An 18,354-nucleotide genomic window follows, 5' to 3' on the forward strand; every position below is an offset into this window, starting at 1 on the left:
CGCGTATGCGCAGGCGCCGATGGTCGTCGCGATGGAGGCTGCCGTCCGCTTGGGGCATCCGCTGCCGCGGTCGGTTTGCGGCGCTCGCGGATCGCTCGTCGCGTCAGCTCAGGATCGCCGCGATGATCGCGATGAAGATCGGGCTCGTCACCGTCGAGACGAGGATGCCGTCGCGCGCGAAGGTGAGGCCCACGTTGTAGCGCGCCGCGTAATTGTAGACGTTCTGGCCGGTCGGCAGCGCGGCGAGCACGACGCATGCGTACAGCACCGGGCCACGGAAGCCCATCACGAAATAGGCGAGCAGGAACGCGATGATCGGCATCACGACGTTCTTCAGCACGGCGACGGTGACGATCGCCGGACGGTTGCTCTTGTTCTGCATCGGCTTCGTGCCGTGCAGCGACATGCCGAAGGCCATCAGGATCATCGGAACCGCGGACGCGCCGATCATGCTGATCGGGTTGCGGATGTAGTCGGGCACGACTGCGAAACCGAACTTCGCATTGAGCAGCGAGACGAGGATGCCGAGCACCGTGCCGATGAGCAGCGGCTGATGCAGCGGCTGCTTGAGGATCGTCTTCGCCGAGACCTGGCCCTTCGTCGTCGCATCGAGCACCGTCAGGCCGATCGGTGTGAACACCGCCTGCTGCATGACGAGGATCGGCGCGACGAGCGCGGGGTTGCCGAGGATGTAGGTGGCGATCGGCAGACCGATGTTGTTCGAGTTCAGATACAGGGAGTTGAGGACGCCGATCGTCGCGTCGGGCGCCTTCAGACGGAAGAAGCACGCGTTGAGGAGCAGGAAGACGACGCCCACGGCCACGGCCGAGAAGAACGCGACGAAGATCGACGGGTGGAAGATTTCGCCCAGTTTCTCGTCGGCGAGGATGTCGAACATCAGGCAGGGGCTTGCGACGAAGAAGCTCAGGCGGTTGAGCACGTACTGCGCCTGCGGGCCGCCGATCCGCATGCGCGCGGCGACATAGCCGACCGCGATCACGATGCCGATGACGCAGAATCCTTCCATCGCGCTGATCAAGCCCGTCATGACGCTCCTTTACTCGTGTGCCCGGGGTTACTCGGGCGGGGTCGGTTGTGCGGCGGCTCCCGTCGGGTCGGGCGGTTGCCTCGCCCGTCCGCGTACCGCGTGCGGCTGTCGTGCGGGTGCGGCTGTTGCGCGCCTCCGCTCGCTCGTCCCCTCCGTGTGGGTGCGTGCCGCGGGTGCGTGCCGTGTTGGTGCGCGGTCCGGTACGATTGCGGCCCGGAGTCGCCGGACGGAATAGGCGGCTGGCTGCCGACCCCACACCGTACGCGTTGCCGACTCCCCGCATCCGACCGTACGTTCGCCCAACTCAGTGTGTCACCTCCGGCCCACATCGCGCGCCATTTGTTTCAAAACGGCGCGCACTCGCGTCCCATTTCATCCTGTGCGCCGATGGTGCGCTCCACTAAGGCCCCTGTTTCCGTCACGTTCCGTCGACCGTGCCGATGGTCCGTTCCGTAGCGTCTCGTTCTGTCGCTGGTGCCGACGGATTGTCCCGCACAGACCCAAGCTTCCGTCCCGTTTCGTCGGCGTCGTCGGCGGATTGGCCCGCTAGGGGGGGGCTGGTCCGCGGGTGGTTTCGTCGACCTGACCGATAGTCCGACCTGCAGGCTGGTCCGCTGCGCCGCCCATCTGCCCGCACTGCGGTCGCGATGGTCGCCACGCCGGCTCAACTGTTACGATATGTGCGGACGATAACAGTATGGCTCACGCAAATGCGCCTTGTATCTGGAGATTTCGATGACTTCCAACTCCGCTGCCGCCGCTTCCGCATCCAACGAACCGGCCTCCACTGCCGCGACCGCATCGGCCACGACCTCCACGACCTCCGCGACCTCCGCGGCCCCCGCTGCTTCCGCCACCTCGACGCCGATTCCCGCCGTGCCGCGGATCGCAATCGATCCGGCCGCGAGCGACCAGCAGAACCTCAACGATCTGATGGCGCAGGTGATGGGCGTGTACTCGGTGAGCGATGACGAGGGGCCGCTCACGGACATGGTCGAGGCGTTCCTGCGTGCGCAGCCGCATCTGACGGTGCGCCGCCACGGCGACACGCTCGTCGCGTCCACGGACTTCGGCAAGGCGCATCGCGTCGTGCTCGCCGGCCACTTGGACACGGTGCCGGTCATCGGCAACTTCCCGCCGCTGTGGCTCGAACCCGGCGACCCGCTGATCCGCGAGGACGTCGCCGTCGCCCATCCGCGCGAGCGTGTGCTGTGGGGGCGCGGCGCGACCGACATGAAGGGCTCCGACGCGGTGCTGCTGTTCCTGGCCGCCACGTTGACCGATCCGAAGTACGACCTGACCTTCGTCTTCTATGACCATGAGGAGGTCGCCGCCGAGAAGAACGGCCTGCGCAAGGTCGTCGAGGCGCATCCCGATTGGATCGTCGGCGATTTCGCGATCATCGGCGAACCCACCGATTGCGGCATCGAGGGCGGTTGCAACGGCACGATGCGCTTCGACGTCGTCGCGCACGGCGTGGCCGCGCATTCGGCGCGCGCATGGATGGGCGATAATGCGATCCACAAGGCCGCCGAGATCCTCAACCGGCTCAACGCCTATGAGAACAAGGCGATCGACGTGGACGGCCTGACCTACCAGGAGGGGCTCAACGCGACGCTGATTTCCGGCGGCAACGGCACGAACGTCATCCCCGACGAATGCCGCGTCCATGTGAACTACCGTTTCGCCCCGGATAAGACGCTGACGGAGGCGAAGGCGCTGATGATGGGGGCCGATTGCGGCGCCGAGCTCGGCAACGGCGAGCATGTCGCGACCGGCGGCGTGTTCGAGGGCTTCGGCATCGAGATGAAGGACGAGTCGCCGTCCGCGCGTCCCGGCATGGACGATCCGCTTGTGCAGTCGCTCGTCGAACTCGTGCGGGAACGCACCGGCCGTGAGCCGTTGGCGAAGCTCGGTTGGACCGACGTGGCGCGTTTCTCGCAGCTCGGCATCCCCGCTGTGAACCTGGGTGCCGGCAGCCCGCTGCTGGCGCACAAGCACGATGAACAGCTGCCCGAAACCGACCTGACACTCATGGCCGGCATCCTCACCGACTGGCTGAGCTGACTCTGCGTCCCGTTCCGTCGACCGCTTCGACGTTCCGACCCGCAAAGCCGCCTGTCTTCGTCCCGTTTTCGTCGGTCGCGTCGACGGATTGGGACGCTAAGGGCCCGATTAGCGGGTGGGTTCGCCGACTGCGCCGATGGTTCGGCACATGGACGTCCCCGCACCCATACCAACCCGCACCCACCATCGCCCGTTGGACCATGAGTTGTGTCATACTGAGACATGGCGGTTTTCTGCAAAAAATCGCCCAGCAACCGTTGGCGTTGATCCCCTCGTGTTGAACCCGGAAGAACGGGGTCGCAAACCGCGAGCGCCGGTGTCCGCCATCGCTTGAATTGACTTTTGGATTGCCACCAGCGTGCGCGACCCGCGCGGCCATAGTGAGAGTATGGCGTGAGAACGCATGGGGCCAGGATGTCTGCGCCGTGATTGCAGCATGGCGCGCCGCTAGGAGCAATGTGCCCAATTTAACTGATGATTTCGTCGCGAACGAAACCTCCGCATCCGCGGACAAGACCACTGAAAACACCGTCGCGCAGCCGGCGCCGCGCCGTCGCGGTCGCCGTGTCGTGCGTGACGCCGGCGCCGCGAACGCCGCCGTCGAGCTCAAGGTGGAGGAGCATGCGCCGCTGTTCCGCGAGCCGAGCGTGCCTGCGCTGCCCGCGTCGAAGCCTGCGCCGTCGATCACCTCGTCGAAGGACGGCAAGGATTCCGCTGACGGCGAACCGAAGCAGCGTCGCCGCCGCACCCGCGCAGCCGCATCGTCGTCGCGCGGCCGTTCCTCGGCCGCAACCGTCGATTCGCTCGACGACTTTCTCAGCGACGACGCCGACCGTGCATCCGACCATGAGTCCGACCGCGCGTCGCACCGCCGCGCGTCGCGGCCGATGACGTCGCTGCTGTTCCAGGAGCCCGTCATCCCGCAGTCGGGCGACGACGATGCCGACCGCCGTTCCCGCCGCAATGCCGCCGATGACGACGAGGACGAACCGGCGTCTCGCCGCCGTTCGCGCCGCGCATCGTCCGCCGATGGGGGCGATGACGACGAGCCGTCGACGTCGTCGCGTCGCCCGCGCAGGGCGAAGTCCCAGGACGATGACGAGGAACCGTCGTCGCCGCGCGGCCGCCGTCGTACCCGTCGTGCGAACGACGTGCATGACGACGATGCGACCGAGACCACCGAGACGGGCGAGGAGACGACGGTCCGCGACTATCCCGACGGCGAAGAGGAGACGACGTCGACGCGCCGCCGTTCGCGCAGGTCGAACCGTCGCCTCAACGCGCAGGAGCGTCGTGCCGCGGCCGAGGTCGAGCAGATCGAGGAGGACCTCGTGCTCGACGACATCACGTATGCGCCGATCGACGACGCCATCGCCCGCACCGCGAAGAAGAAGGCGGCCGACGAGGACGATGAAGATGACGAGACGCCGATGCGCACGCGCCGCCGTCGCCGTTCGCGCCGTTCGCAGGACGCCGACGCCGAGACGTCCAAGAACGACAAGAACGACGACGAAGAGGCCGGGGAGCACGTCGATGACGACGAGGAGGCGTCGGTCACGCGTCGCCGTCGCCGCCGCCGCGGCGGCAAGAACGCCGAGGAGGAGACGCCGGTGCACCGCTCGCGCAAGCAGCAGTACATTGACGAGATCACCGACGTCGAAGGCTCCACGCGTCTTGAGGCGAAGAAGCAGCGCCGCCGCGACAACCGCCGCGAACGCAGCCGTCAGAACCAGCTGCTCGAGCAGGACTTCCTCGCGCGCCGCGAGAACGTCGACCGACTGATGGTCGTGCGTCAGCGCGACCGCCACACGCAGATCTCGGTGCTTGAGGACAACGTGCTTGTCGAGCATTACGTCTCCGACATCCAGGAGGTAGCGACGGTCGGCAACATCTACCTCGGCCGCGTGCAGAACGTGCTGCCGAGCATGGAGGCCGCCTTCGTCGACATCGGCCAGGCGCGCAACGGCGTGCTCTACGCGGGCGAGGTCAACTGGGACACGACGCGTCTGGAGGGGCAGCCGCGGCGCATCGAGCTCGCGTTCCGCTCCGGCGACCCGGTGCTCGTGCAGGTGACGAAGGATCCGATCGGCCACAAGGGCGCGCGTCTGACGAGCCAGGTGACGCTTGCGGGTCGTTTCCTCGTGCTCGTGCCGTCGGGCGGCATGACCGGCGTCAGCCGCAAGCTGAGCAGCCGTGAGCGCAGCCGTCTGAAGTCGATCGTGTCGAAGGTCGCGCCGAAGGACATGGGCGTCATCATCCGCACGGCCGCTGAGGGCGCGCCCGAGGAGGCGATCGTCAAGGACATGGAGCAGCTCGCGCACCAGTGGGAGCAGATCCAGAAGAAGTTCGAGGAGTTCCGCCACGGCAAGCGGCCGAAGCTGCTGCAGGGCGAGCCGGATATGGCGATCCGCGTCGTGCGCGACATCTTCAACGACGACTTCCGCAAGATGATCGTCGAAGGCGATGGCGTCTACGAGCGCATCGAACAGTATCTCGACACGATGGCGCCCGACCTGAGTTCGAAGCTGGAGAAGTGGGATCCTGCCGAGCATGAAGGCAAGGACGTGTTCGACAAGTGGCAGATCGACTCGCAGCTGCGCAAGGGCATGGAACGTCAGGTGTACCTGCCGTCCGGCGGCTCGATCGTCATCGACCGCACCGAGGCGATGACGACGATCGACGTGAACACCGGCCGCTTCATCGGCCGCGGCAAGTCGCTCGAGGAGACGGTGACGCGCTGCAACCTCGAGGCGAGTGAGGAGATCGCGCGGCAGCTGCGTCTGCGCGACATCGGCGGCATGGTCATGATCGATTACGTGGACATGGTGATGCCGGCGAACCGCGACCTTGTGCTGCGTCGGCTCGTCGAGTGTTTGGCGCGCGACCGTACGAAGCATCAGGTGGCCGAGGTCACATCGCTGGGCTTGGTGCAGATGACGCGCAAGCGCATCGGCCAGGGCCTCGTCGAGGCCTTCTCCGAGGAGTGCCCGACGTGCAAGGGACGCGGATTCATTGTGCACGACGAACCGACGATCTCCGGCGACTACGACGATCCGTACGCGCTCAAGGGCGGTGACCCGTTCGTCAAGACGAACAAGCACGGCCATGGCAGCGAAGCGCACGGCGGCTCCGGTTCGCACAGTTCGCACGGCTCACATGGCTCCGGCCGCGGGACGTCGTCCGCTCGTGGCGCATCGGTGCCGCAGGGGTCGTCCGACGCCGTCAAGCAGAAGCTCGCGCAGATCGCGGCGGCGGCCGTGGCCGCGACGAACGCCGAAGAGGAGATCCACGACGCGCTCAACGAGGCCGAAAACCTTGAGGTGCAGATCGAGCACATCGAGGAGAACGAGGAGTAGGCCTCCGCGGTCCGCTGGCTGTCCGCGGGACGCGTTGCCCGTGGGCGTGTGCCCGCGTGTGCATATGCAGTCTGAACGGCCATGGGTGGAGGCTGACGCTTCCGCCCACGGCCGTTCTGCATTTTCCGATGGGCCGTTTTTGCAGTTCGGACGCGGCCTTCGGCCGCCCCGCTTTGTGCGTCTCTGTGCGCGGATGGCGGCTATGGCCGCGTTGCGATCATCTGAGGTGCGGTGTGCGGCAAGGACGCTCGCCGGGGTATGCGGTTGGGTGCAGATTGGGGCGGATACGTTCGCTGGGGCGGTCTGTTGCGATCGTGGTGGGGCGGATTGGGGCGGTCGAGTCCGCGGAATCGGACGATTGCGGTGGTCGTTTATGTTTGATTGTGCGTGGGGCCACCGGGGGAGGGGGAAACGTCCGGGACTCGGGAGGCAATTGCGCGGAAGGGGCGAAGGCTGGGATGGGGCAATGGGAAGCGAATTGGCCGGCGAATGCGTACGTTGTCAGGAGCTGGTTCGGGATGGGGTCGGCGGGGGTCATGTGGGGATGGTCCGGATGTGCGGGTTGCCGACGGATGATGTAGACTGCCGCAAAACGGGCCGAAACTCGCGCGGAGAGGCCCTGATAGACTCGAATCGTGGGACAGATAAGTGAGATGGATTGTGAAAAGTGTGTGGGGAAAGGCGTCGAATCGATTGGTGTGGCGAGGTTTTCGTGATTGAATGGATAATCCACAGACAACAGCTGCTGCGGATGCCCGACTCGCCCCCACGGCGAAACGCCGATGCGAACGTTTGAGGAGTGTATCTTAAGCGGTTCAGTTTTGTCGGATGTACGCATTACTATTCAGCTTCAGGTAAAATGCGGTACATATGCAAAACGAAGGCGTTGCCACCGGTAGAGGAGGGATGCGACTGCGAAGGATTGCAGACGGATTCACCACAGCATCCAGCTGGTCGGCAATGCCAGAAAGCACTTGGAGGAATCGTTCTGGTCCGCCTTGGTCCAGAAGAAGGAGCAAAAGGGGAAGAACCTATGAGGATGAAGCACGGGAGCGGCCGCGGGGTGGCCACATCGGCAAAGCCCCGCCTGCTCGCTGCATTCACGGCGGTGGCGATGATGTTCGCCACCGCCGTTCCCGCGTTGACGCCGAGGACGGCCCGGGCGGCCGAAGCGGGTATCTGCGCACCGCAGGATATCACGATGGGCGACGACACCTCGGATGCGCAGATTGATGATGGCATCGCCACATGGGTCGGCCGTGACATGTATGTGGGCGCTCCCACGGGTGCGGACACTTACAATGCTTCGACGGAGCCATATCCTTCCTACGCCGTTGAAGCGGAGGGCACGACGCTTGTCGCGGGTAAGCTCGCGATCAATGCAAAGAAGGAGAGCTGGGGCGGTCGCGGATTCCGTTTCGGTATTGTGGGCTTTGGTGCGCAGTATAGGCCACTGGCGGGTAGCGATTCGCTCGTGGTCAATAACACTAACAGCATTATCAATCTAACTGACCTCTATGGTCAAGCAGTAAGCGCTTTGGGCTACTACGACACAGGTCGAGGTTGGATCGGCACCACCACGGATGACGAATCCAACTACAACGCGAAGATCAACGGCGTGGAAAGCGCGGCCATCGGTCTGAAGGGGCAAACGCCTGGACAAGACTATACGGATGGCGTGCCGGCAAATTCCGGATGGAAATCGATCTACAGCACCAGCGCAGGCAGCGTGGTCAATTGGGGGCAGACTAATCCACTGGAGACGGTCAATCTAAACGGTGACACTCGTGATTACAGTGAAAACACGAAGGCGATCACTGAGCTTTCTGATATGCTGGGTGCTATTCCCGGGCAGGAGACCTCTAAAGTCACTGTGGATCTGACCGCGCCTTCCACCGACGTAGAATATGGTTATATCAGGAATAAATACAATTCTGACAAGAAGAACGAAGACGGCACGGCCGTCCATATTGGCGTCAAGGTGACTTTCAATGATTCGAATTACAAAGAGAAGATGATTGAATTCGATGGTGGAAGCCAAAATAAGAACTCCACCATCGTGTTCGACGTGAACGCCACTGATCTCAACAGCGACGGCGCAAATGGCCTGGTGTTCTCGTTCAAGAACATCAACGAGGGTGCATCGGTCGTTATCAACGTCAAAGGCAATCAGGCCGTTGAATTCCATAATGGTTGGCGTTTCTGGTGGAACGGCGACGACATCAGCAACGGATATGTGTGGGATGCTCCCGAGGAAACCAAGAAGGCATATGAGCAGGCTTCTCAGGCCATTATGTGGAACTTCCAGAATACGCCTAAGCTTACTATTCATGGTGGCGTGTTGACTGCCGGACAGGCGCAGCGTTGGGCTAACACAACCAACGAAGATATGGGTGGCCAGATTATAGCGGGAACCACTTCTGACGTCGCGGTTACCGTGCAGGACGATCCGGCGGCAGCCATGATCGGTTCCATCCTTGTGCCGCGTGGCTCGTTCGAGGACCATGTCACGACCAACGGCCGTGTATGGGTTGGTCAGGACTTCATGATGTACAACCCAACGGTTGCGGTGAATTTCCCCGATGGAGTCGGTGAAGGCGATTCCTCATCCGTCATCGACATGGATCAGGAGCGTCATAACTTCCCCTGGAGGGGCTCGCTGCGCAGCGAATGCTCCACCATCAGCTGGACCAAGGTCGATGAAAGCGGCAATACGCTTCCGGGATCCACATGGGGTGTCTATAAGAACGAGGAGGATGCCGTTGCCGAGCAGAACGCCCTTTACCCTGCGGTCAAGGACAATGACATTCCTTCCGGTGACTGGGATACAGCCGACGGCAAATTCCGCGTGGATTCCCTTGAACCGGATGCCACGTATTACATCAAGGAGCTGACGGCTCCACAAGGGTACGTGAAATCAGACAACATCTACGCCATCCATACCACAAACACGGGCTCCATCTCGAATAAAGAGATTATTGCCGTCTACGACAAGGATGGGAATCCGATCGAAGATCAATCTCAGTGGGGAATCAAGAATGATGTTCCCGGAACGGATGGTGGTACTGTTCCCGGCATCATCAACAAACCCCAAGGCGGATCAGTGCAGTGGGGCAAGTACGCCGATGGCGACTCGTCGCACAAAGGTCTTCCCGGCTCCGTCTGGACGCTGACCAAGACGGATGCAGACGGGTGGTCCCAGGAGATCGCCGACAACACCAAAGCCGTGGAAGGCATCCAGCTGTTCAACGGTGAAAACGACGTGACCTCTGGCGCGCTGGAAGTCAACGAGGGAAGCACACTGAACCTGACGGCCAAAGTACTTCCCGAAGATGCGACCCAGGATGTGACTTGGTCCTCCTCCCTTCCGGATGATGTGGAAGTGCAGGATGGGCACGTCACCGTGCTGCATGTGCCTGCGAATAACGAGCCGGTGGTGATTACCGCAACCACCGTAGACACCAATGCAAGTGGTGACCGCCTTGAAGCGCATGTCACGTTGACGGTCAAGTCGGTCGAGCTCAACAGCCTCACCCTGAAATACAACGGTCAGGAGGCTCCTGCCAGCATTTCGACGACTGTGGGGAACACCATCACCCTGACGGCAACGGCCGATCCAGGTGTGCTCAACAGCAGCATCACATGGGAATCCTCGGATCCTTCTGTGGCGACTGTGGACAACGGTGTGGTCACGCCGCTTAAGGCCGGCACCACGACCATCTGGGCCAAGTGCAAGGATGACCAGACTAAGTGGAAGTCCGTTGAAATCAAGGTGACGAATCCCGTATCCAATACAACGGCTGTATACGTGCATTGGCTCAATGCGTCCACTGCACCGCGCATTCACTATTGGGATTCCAATGGTGAAGGCTCCGAATGGAATACGCGGCCTGCCATGGAGCCGGCATCATGTGCAGGGTCTGACTGGTATAAATATGATGTGCCGATTGTCGGGAAATCCTTCAATGTCAAGGTAACGATGGGCAGCGATACTAATGCCTATAAGGTCAATGGTTCCGATGACATATCGATTGCCGGCACTGAGAAGGCATACAATATCGATAACGGAAAGGTGAACTCCGGAGCGCCGTCTGGCTGTTCCGTCACCCGCAGCGCTGCTCGTGATGCTGCGCCTTTGCAAGCAAGCGACGACGCCGAATCGGTTTCCTCTCCCAAGCAGGATGCCGAAGATACCGCTTCATTGCAAACCTTCCGCAAAGCGCGTATGCAGATCCAGGGAAGGGACGCCGCCTATGTGGATTCCAACTCCCAGATCGGCCAGTTCACCATTCTGAACCTGCCGGCGGGCGACTACACGCTGCAGGAGAAGACGGCTCCGTCCGGCTACCTGTTGAATCCGACCGTATACACGTTCACGATCGGCTCTGATGGCAAGGTCACATGGACGGGCGATGTGAAGCCCTCCATCGTGGGCGACATGGGCTGGATCTCCGATAAGCCCACGCAGGTGGTTTGGGAGAAGGTCGACAGCGATGATGACGATGCGCCGTTGGCCGGTTCCGGCTGGACGATCGAGCAGAAGATCCTTGACGAAGAAGGTCAACCGACCTGGAAGACGATCAACGAGGTGCTGGATTGCACGCAGTCTCCGTGCGATGCCTCGGTGACCTACAAGGATGAGGATCCTGAGCCCGGTAAGTTCCTTGTCAAGAAACTGCCGGTCGGTACCTACCGCATCACGGAGACCACTGTTCCGACAGGATACGAGGCCGAGGACGTCTCATACGAATTCGAGATCAAGGCTGATGGTGAAGGTGTTGTGACGGTTACCGGAAGTCCTATCGGAAACAAGCGTCTGCTTGGTACGGTTGACTGGACAAAGGTCAGCTCCGAGGCGCTGGATACGCCTCTTGCGGGCGCCGAATGGAAGATCAAGTTCAAGGCGGAAGGAGCGGCGGACTTCGGTGATGAATACACTGTTACGGACTGCACAAGCGGTACTTGCGCTGTTCCGGAAGACGCCTCTCAGCCCGCATGGACCTATGATCGCGATGCCACGACTGGTGTGTTCAAGCTCAGCGATCTCGCCTGGGGCGAGTATCAGTTCACCGAATCGAAGGCACCTGATGGGTATTATCCGTCCGACAAGACCTACACATTCACGGTCTCCAAGGACAGCCTTTCGGGCATCACGATCTCCGTTGACGGCGGCGCACCGCTTGCTGGCGGCAACACGATCCCGAACACTCCGGGCTTCGAACTGCCGGCTACCGGCGGCGAAGGCAACACGCTGATTGTGCTGTTCGGGTTTGCGCTTACAGCGATATCGATGCTAGGCTATGCGATAGCGATGCGTAAGCGCGTCTAGGCAAAACAATCAACGATGAACAATTAAAGATTTGGGGCCGTCAACGTTGGTCATCGCCATAGGCGGCCCTCCCTTGCTCCGAATCATCCGATTCATGGCTGGGGGGAAGTAAACAAGATTTTATGAATCACCTGATTTATAAAATTTGAAAATCAATCGAAGGAGATAACATGAAGAAGGTTTGGAAGGGCTTCGCCGCTGCGGTCTCCGCCGCTGCGATCGCCGCCACCGGTTTCATCGGCGCCACCTCCGCCAACGCGGATCCGGTCGGCACTGGCACCATCACGCTGACGGGCACCGTCGCTGGCGATCAGTACAAGGGCTATCGTCTGCTCAACGTCACCGGTATCAGCGGCACTTCGGTCGCTTATGAAGTCAACACCAAGTATGCAGATGTGCTGAAGACTGCGCTCGGCCTGAGCGGTAATGTAACGGATAAGCAGATCGTCGATGGCATCAAGGATCTGAGCACCGACGACACCACCACCAACGACGATTCCCATAATGTTCGCGCCTTTGCCGCGGATGTCATGGACGCGATTACTAAAGCTGGTCTCGACGCAGAACTCGCTGAGACCGCGGGCGGTGACACTCTTGCCTTCGCCAACATTGATCGTGGTTACTACCTGTTCAACCAGACGGTGAACGGTGCACCAGAAGCGAACACCGACTCCTCGTTCATTGTGGACACCGCGCTTGATGCGGATACGACCATTGCCGTCAAGAACGGCACCGTGACCCTCGTCAAGAAGCTTCAGGACAACGACACCTCCAACGGTCAGGACGCCGATCAGTGGATTGACTCCGCCGACTACAACATCGGTGATGACGTTCCGTTCCAGCTGACCGGTACGCTGCCGAAGAACCTGACGTCCTTCGATACCTTCACGTATGTCTTCCACGATACGCTGTCGGAGGGTCTGACCTTCAACGACGACCTTAAGGTCTTCGTGTCGAACAACGGTGTGGAAACTGACGTTACCGACGACTTCACGCTGACGCAGGGCGAGGATGGCTCGTTCACTGTTGGCATCGACGACATCCTTTCGCTGAACACCGAAGACCAGACGCTCGTCACCAAGGACACGATCGTCTACGTTCGTTACACTGCGCAGCTGAACACCAACGCCGTCATCGGCTCCGAGGGCAACCCGAACACGGCTTATCTCGAGTTCTCGAACAACAGCAACCACGACGGCACCGGCGACACCGACACCACCCCGGAGGACAAGGTCACCGTCTTCACCTATAAGGTCGACGTCGAGAAGACCTTCGACGTCGGTGCTCCGGCTGACACCGATCTGCCGAAGTTCACGCTGTACAAGAAGAACGCCGCCGGCGACTACATCCCGTACACCAACGACAAGGAAACCTCTGCGGAGAAGACCGTTGTCAAGGGTGAAGATGGCAAGTACACCATCGGCTGGGAAGGCATCGACGCCGGTGAGTACAAGCTCGTCGAAACGCACGTCCCTGCAGGCTACAACAAGGCTGACGACGTCGAGTTCACCGTCACCGCTGATCACGAGATCGATGCTGACGACCCGGAGCTGAAGGACCTCGATGGGGGTGACAAGTTCACCGGTACCGTAGACACCGGTTCGGTCGCCACGACGATCGAGAACAAGTCCGGCAACGAGCTCCCGTCGACCGGTGGCATGGGCACCACGGTGCTGTACGTCGCTGGCGCTGCGATCGTCCTGATCGCCGGCATCGGCCTCGCGGTCGCTCTCCGTCGCCGTCAGGCCTGAGTGACACCCCACAAGGAAAGGTGATATGAGGAATCGGCACTTGGCCAATCTGGAATCCCAGACTGACGGCAGTATCGATTCCTCATCCCTTACGCCGCCCGCCGGCTCCGCACAGGAATCGACGGGCGGCAGCCTTATGGAGGAACAGACCATCAACGCCACAAGCAATCAGCCCACAACAAAGACCAAGAAGAAGAGCAACATCGGCATCAACCTGATGATCACGCTCTTCGCGCTCGTCCTCCTCGGAGGCATCGGGCTCCTCGTCTATCCGACCTTCGCCAACTGGTGGAACACGATGCACGCGTCACGCGCCGTCGCCGGATACGTCGAGACCGTCAAAGACATGAGCGCGGACGAAAAGAAGGAACTTCTCGCCCAGGCCCACGCCTACAACGAGCAACTCAACACGCTGCCGGACCGTTGGCGCCTCACCGACGAGCAGATGGACGAATACAATAAGACGCTCGACGTCACAGGCACCGGAATCATGGGATACATCACGATCCCGAAACTCGAAGTGCGACTGCCCATCTACCACGGCACCGAAGACACCGTGCTGCAGATCGCCGGCGGACACCTCGCCGGATCGTCGCTGCCCGTCGGCGGCAAGGGCACGCACACAGCCATCTCCGGACACACGGGACTGCCGTCGGCGAAGCTCTTCACCGGACTCGACAGCCTCAAAGAAGGCGACACCTTCGCATTCCACGTGCTCGACGACACGTACACGTATCAGATCGACCAGATACGCACCGTGCTGCCGAACGAAATGCGCGACCTCGACTTCGACCCGGATCAGGACTACGCGACCCTGATCACCTGCACCCCATACGGAGTCAACTCGCACCGGCTCCTCGTACGCGGCCACCGCATCCCCACGCCGGCGAACGCGGACGAAACCCCATACGACAAGGCAGACAACCAGCGGACGCTCATCATCGCGGGCATCGCACTCGCCATCGTGCTGTTCATCCTCTGGATCATCTGGCTCATCGTGCACCGCAGCCGCAAACGCGGACGAGACGCCGTGTCAGGCACCCCGGCCAAACACGCGGGACGCTGACAAAAGGCGCCGCCACAATACTTATAATGAACCAAGAGAAGAAAGAACACCTCACCAAACCAAGGGGGGACAATATGGAACGGCTTACCATCGGCAAGCGCATCGCCACAGCGACGCTGTGCGCGGGCGCGTTGATCGCAAGCTTCGCCATCGGACTGCCGGACGTCTACGCGGACGACGCGGCCACGGACACGGAGGTCAAGGACTCCATCACGACGACCGAGGATCGCACCGACCTCGCATCCACCGTCGTCGCAGGAGACGGTGAGGGCACCATCAACGTCCACTACGCGCACGACGAAGCCGGACTCGAAGGCGTCGTCTTCCACGTCTACAACGTGGCGAAGTGGGCGGACGAAGGCGGATACGAGCCGGTCGGCGACTTCGCCGACGCCGAGAAGTACCCGGTGAACTGGGACGTGCTCAACGCGGATCCGCAGACCTTCCGCGACATGGCGAACACGCTCGCCGGATACATCGCCGTCAACGGCACCGCGCCGGCGGCCAGCGCGATGACCGACGCGGACGGCGCCGTCACGTTCGAGAACGTCGGGGACGGCATGTTCCTCGTCACCGCGGACCGCCTCGTCGAGAAGACGCTCGAATGCGCGAGCTCGTCGATGCTCGTCGCGCTGCCGAACGTGCACGTCGAGGACGGCGCGAACCAGCGCGTCGTCAACATCGAGCCGAAGAGCGACTGCGTCGTGCCGGAGATCAAGACCGAGACGCTCAACGTCAAGAAGGTGTGGAAGGACGCCGGCAACAACGACCGGCCGAAGTCCATCACCGTGGAACTGCTCAAGAACGGCGAAAGCCAGGAGACCGTCGAACTGTCCGACGCGAACGACTGGCAGCACACGTGGGCGGAGCTCGAATCCGGCAACGACTGGAAGGTCGTGGAGAAGGACGTGCCGGCCGGATACACGACGATCTCCGACTATGACATGACGGCGGAGGACGAAGCCAGCGTGACGATCACCAACACGAAGCCGGCGCCGCCGGTCACGCCGCAGAAGCCGCCGGCTCAGACCGGTGCCGACATCGCGCTCGTCGTGGTTGTGGCGAGTGCGGCGCTCATCCTTGGCGTGCTGCTCATCATGAAGACGCACAGGAAGGAAGCGTGAAGCGCGCGGAGTGACCGCAGCGGCTGACGCCGATCGGTAGGGAAGGCCATCCGGGAGGGTGGCCTTCCCTCTTTTTGGTATTTGGGGCGTTGCTCGGGGCTCTGCGATTGGTGGTCTGGCGTGTTCGGTGGTCGGCGGCCCGTTTCGGGTTCCATCGGGGTTGGTTGGACGGTATTTCGGCTGAAGAGGAGCATTTTCTCCGTAGATGGCGGATGGCGTCTATGGCGCGGCGCGAAAATAAGTGGGCGTACATGGAGTATTCCGAGAAAATGCTCCTCTTCAGCCGAGATGGTCGGAAGATAGGGAGCTGATGGGTCGGAGCGTCGTGGGGCGGAACGAAGAAACACCGGATGGTTGGCGCAATCGTGGACGCTCGTAGACATGTGCCGCATGTACCTGCGATTGTGGGGCGGGTCTTTTGGCTGAGAGTGGAGCAATCGCGCTGGTGGGGCGGAAGCGGTGTTGGGAATGCAAGGAAAACAGGTCCGGCTACCTGACATGCCCACCCCAAAATCGCAGATAGGGGATTTGAGGCGTCGTGAGGCAAGCTCGGTGCGCCGCTGCTCGTGAATGTGGCCGATCTGGACGGTACAGAACAGCGCAAAGCTGAACGGGGAGAAGCTGGGGGAGATCCAGGGCTGCTGTGGACCCTGAGGCGGACTGTACGAAGAATCCCCGTACAATTCCGCATTCCGAACTATCCACAGCGATGCTCACAGGAGGGTTGAAACCGGGGTGGCACATCCGGCTCGGCGATCCATGATGGCGGGATGCGGAGAGTGTGTGAAAATGGGACGACGCCGCACATTGACGGATGGATGCGAGTATGATGGAGCACATGTTTCATGAATGACACACAGGGTTTACTTTCAGTGCCTATCATGAAGCTGATTCTTCCCCCCAACGGGACACACCGCGACGGTGTGTCCCGCTTTTACGTTTTCGGATCGGGGAGGATGGAGAAGGGGCTGGATGCCGCAGCTCGGTCAGGTACTCTGAGACCGTATACGAACCTTGATACGCCCTATGGCGGTGAACCAACCCCCGAGCGTATTGCGCCACTGACCCCGAGTTCCTGCATGCATGCTCTGAACTGTTTTGCGGTGAGATTGCCGTCGAACAGCACTCGAGCGTCTGCATCTCGCATGAAATCAATGCGCGCGACATGCTCGAAGTGCGAAGCGCCGAACGCATTGACGATCCACGTTTTTCCGGTCTGACGTGCGCCGCGGAGAAGCAGAGGTTTTCTTCCGGGCTTCGTATTCCAGCGTTCAAGGTCCTGAAGCATCGTGCGCGTGAGTTCCTGAATCAACGTACCCCCTGTTATGTGAGTGACAACCTCATAATCAGGGGATAACGGGAAATCGGCGGGGCGGCGGTAGGTTCGGAGCCCGAGGCGAGGGTGGGAGTCAACGCGCGGCGGGTGTGCGGCGGCTGCGCGATGGGCGTGGTGGCTATACGCTGGTCAACTGGCGGGAGTAGGTTGGGAGATGCAGACGTCGGGCAGCGCGGCAGCGTCGGATGATGTCGGTGCGGGGCATCGGCGAGTATCGTCGGCGTGTCGCGGATGGTCAACGGATGTTCATGGGACTGTGTATATTAGATTGCTGGTGTCTGGCCGCGAGGCTCGCACGCGCCGGACAGTAAGCTTCCCAAGTGAATAAAGGAACGAATATGTACGCGATTGTGAAGGCCGGCGGCCATCAGGAAAAGGTCGAGGTCGGCGATACGATCCTCGTGAATCGTCTTGCAGCCAAGAACGGCGAAACCGTGGAATTCCCGGTTGCGCTCGTCGTGGACGGCTCCAAGGTCACCGTTGCGGCGGCGGATCTCGCGAAGATCACCGTCAAGGCGGAGGTTGTGGACGATGAGGCCAAGGGCCCGAAGATCCGCATCCAGAAGTTCAAGAACAAGACCGGCGTTGCTCGTCGCAAGGGCCATCGCCAGAAGCTGACCGCCGTCAAGATCACCGAAATCGCCTGAGTTCTCAGACGCGAATCGGCATCGGAAGACTGCAGTCAGACACTGAAAGGAACTAGAAATGGCACATAAGAAGGGCGCGTCCAGCTCGCGTAACGGTCGCGATTCAAATCCTCAGTACCTCGGCGTGAAGCGTTTCGGCGGTGAAGCCGTCGTCGCCGGCAACATCCTCGTTCGCCAGCGCGGCACCAAGTTCCACCCGGGCAAGAACGTCGGCGTCGGCAAGGACCACACGCTGTTCGCTCTGACCGATGGACAGGTGCGCTTCGGCGTTCGCCGCGACCGCAAGGTCGTCGACGTCGTCGCTGAGTGATTGCACTGATCGCGTAAGCACAGTACATACTTTTCGGAAGGCCTCCGCCGCTTGGGCGGGGGCCTTCCTGCGTTTTGCGGGGTGGTCGGGCGGCGGTCGGTTGTTGGCGGCCGCGGGCGGTCGTTTGTGGGTGAGGTTACGCATGGAATGCCGTCGTAGGGGGGTGCGGGCGGTCGTTTGTGGGTGAGGTTACGCGGCTCTTCCCTTTTTAGTGTGTAAGGGCCGTGCTCCATCATTTGTTGTGTGAATGATAAAAAGAATGGGGCACGGCCTGTCCCTGATTTTAGCGTGTTCGATGGTCAGCGCCTGTTGGGGCTGGA

General features: G+C 61.5%; 10 protein-coding genes. 8 read left to right on the forward strand and 2 right to left on the reverse strand.

What is annotated here, in order from left to right; genetic code table 11:
• Nucleotides 1-103: 103 nt before the first annotated feature.
• A complete protein-coding gene (locus D2E22_RS04140; protein WP_126031831.1) occupies nucleotides 104-1,048 on the reverse strand; it encodes an AEC family transporter in 945 nt (314 codons plus the stop codon).
• 735 nt (nucleotides 1,049-1,783) lie between these two features.
• Here D2E22_RS04140 and dapE point away from each other — a divergent pair.
• The 6 genes from dapE (at nucleotide 1,784) to D2E22_RS04170 (ending at nucleotide 15,741) form a co-directional block, all read left to right on the forward strand.
• Nucleotides 1,784-3,115: a succinyl-diaminopimelate desuccinylase gene (gene dapE, locus D2E22_RS04145; protein WP_126031832.1), complete on the forward strand. Its 1,332-nt coding sequence runs from the start codon at nucleotides 1,784-1,786 to the stop codon at nucleotides 3,113-3,115.
• A gap of 458 nt (nucleotides 3,116-3,573) precedes the next feature.
• A complete protein-coding gene (locus tag D2E22_RS04150) occupies nucleotides 3,574-6,471 on the forward strand; it encodes an Rne/Rng family ribonuclease (RefSeq protein WP_164518405.1) in 2,898 nt (965 codons plus the stop codon).
• Nucleotides 6,472-7,504: 1,033 nt separating this feature from the next.
• On the forward strand, nucleotides 7,505-11,800 hold the full coding sequence (locus tag D2E22_RS04155) for a SpaA isopeptide-forming pilin-related protein (protein WP_164518406.1): 4,296 nt from the start codon (nucleotides 7,505-7,507) through the stop codon (nucleotides 11,798-11,800).
• Between the two features lie 170 nt (nucleotides 11,801-11,970).
• Entirely contained in the window at nucleotides 11,971-13,551 is a 1,581-nt protein-coding gene (locus D2E22_RS04160) for an isopeptide-forming domain-containing fimbrial protein (protein WP_126031835.1), read from the forward strand.
• A 25-nt stretch (nucleotides 13,552-13,576) separates the two neighbouring features.
• Complete coding sequence (locus tag D2E22_RS04165) at nucleotides 13,577-14,617, forward strand: class C sortase (RefSeq protein ID WP_164518407.1); 1,041 nt, start codon at nucleotides 13,577-13,579, stop codon at nucleotides 14,615-14,617.
• Nucleotides 14,618-14,691: 74 nt separating this feature from the next.
• Nucleotides 14,692-15,741, forward strand: a complete 1,050-nt coding sequence (locus D2E22_RS04170) for a Cna B-type domain-containing protein (protein WP_164518408.1) — start codon at nucleotides 14,692-14,694, stop codon at nucleotides 15,739-15,741.
• A gap of 1,024 nt (nucleotides 15,742-16,765) precedes the next feature.
• On the opposite strand, the gene D2E22_RS04175 is transcribed toward D2E22_RS04170, so the two are convergent.
• On the reverse strand, nucleotides 16,766-17,053 hold the full coding sequence (locus tag D2E22_RS04175; protein ID WP_126031837.1) for an AAA family ATPase: 288 nt from the start codon (nucleotides 17,051-17,053) through the stop codon (nucleotides 16,766-16,768).
• Between the two features lie 362 nt (nucleotides 17,054-17,415).
• Between D2E22_RS04175 and rplU the strand changes: the two genes are divergently transcribed.
• A complete protein-coding gene (gene rplU / locus D2E22_RS04180; RefSeq protein ID WP_024541052.1) occupies nucleotides 17,416-17,724 on the forward strand; it encodes a 50S ribosomal protein L21 in 309 nt (102 codons plus the stop codon).
• A 58-nt stretch (nucleotides 17,725-17,782) separates the two neighbouring features.
• Nucleotides 17,783-18,034: a 50S ribosomal protein L27 gene (gene rpmA, locus D2E22_RS04185; protein WP_024541051.1), complete on the forward strand. Its 252-nt coding sequence runs from the start codon at nucleotides 17,783-17,785 to the stop codon at nucleotides 18,032-18,034.
• The last annotated feature ends 320 nt before the right edge of the window (nucleotides 18,035-18,354 follow it).

It is taken from the genome of Bifidobacterium castoris (assembly GCF_003952025.1).
Lineage (GTDB): Bacteria > Actinomycetota > Actinomycetes > Actinomycetales > Bifidobacteriaceae > Bifidobacterium > Bifidobacterium castoris.

Coding starts and splice junctions, on each gene's coding strand:
- D2E22_RS04140 (WP_126031831.1), bottom strand. CDS start 1,048: ATGACGGGCTTGATCAGCGCGATGGAAGGATTCTGCGTCATCGGCATC.
- dapE (WP_126031832.1), top strand. CDS start 1,784: ATGACTTCCAACTCCGCTGCCGCCGCTTCCGCATCCAACGAACCGGCC.
- D2E22_RS04155 (WP_164518406.1), top strand. CDS start 7,505: ATGAGGATGAAGCACGGGAGCGGCCGCGGGGTGGCCACATCGGCAAAG.
- D2E22_RS04160 (WP_126031835.1), top strand. CDS start 11,971: ATGAAGAAGGTTTGGAAGGGCTTCGCCGCTGCGGTCTCCGCCGCTGCG.
- D2E22_RS04165 (WP_164518407.1), top strand. CDS start 13,577: ATGAGGAATCGGCACTTGGCCAATCTGGAATCCCAGACTGACGGCAGT.
- D2E22_RS04170 (WP_164518408.1), top strand. CDS start 14,692: ATGGAACGGCTTACCATCGGCAAGCGCATCGCCACAGCGACGCTGTGC.
- rplU (WP_024541052.1), top strand. CDS start 17,416: ATGTACGCGATTGTGAAGGCCGGCGGCCATCAGGAAAAGGTCGAGGTC.
- rpmA (WP_024541051.1), top strand. CDS start 17,783: ATGGCACATAAGAAGGGCGCGTCCAGCTCGCGTAACGGTCGCGATTCA.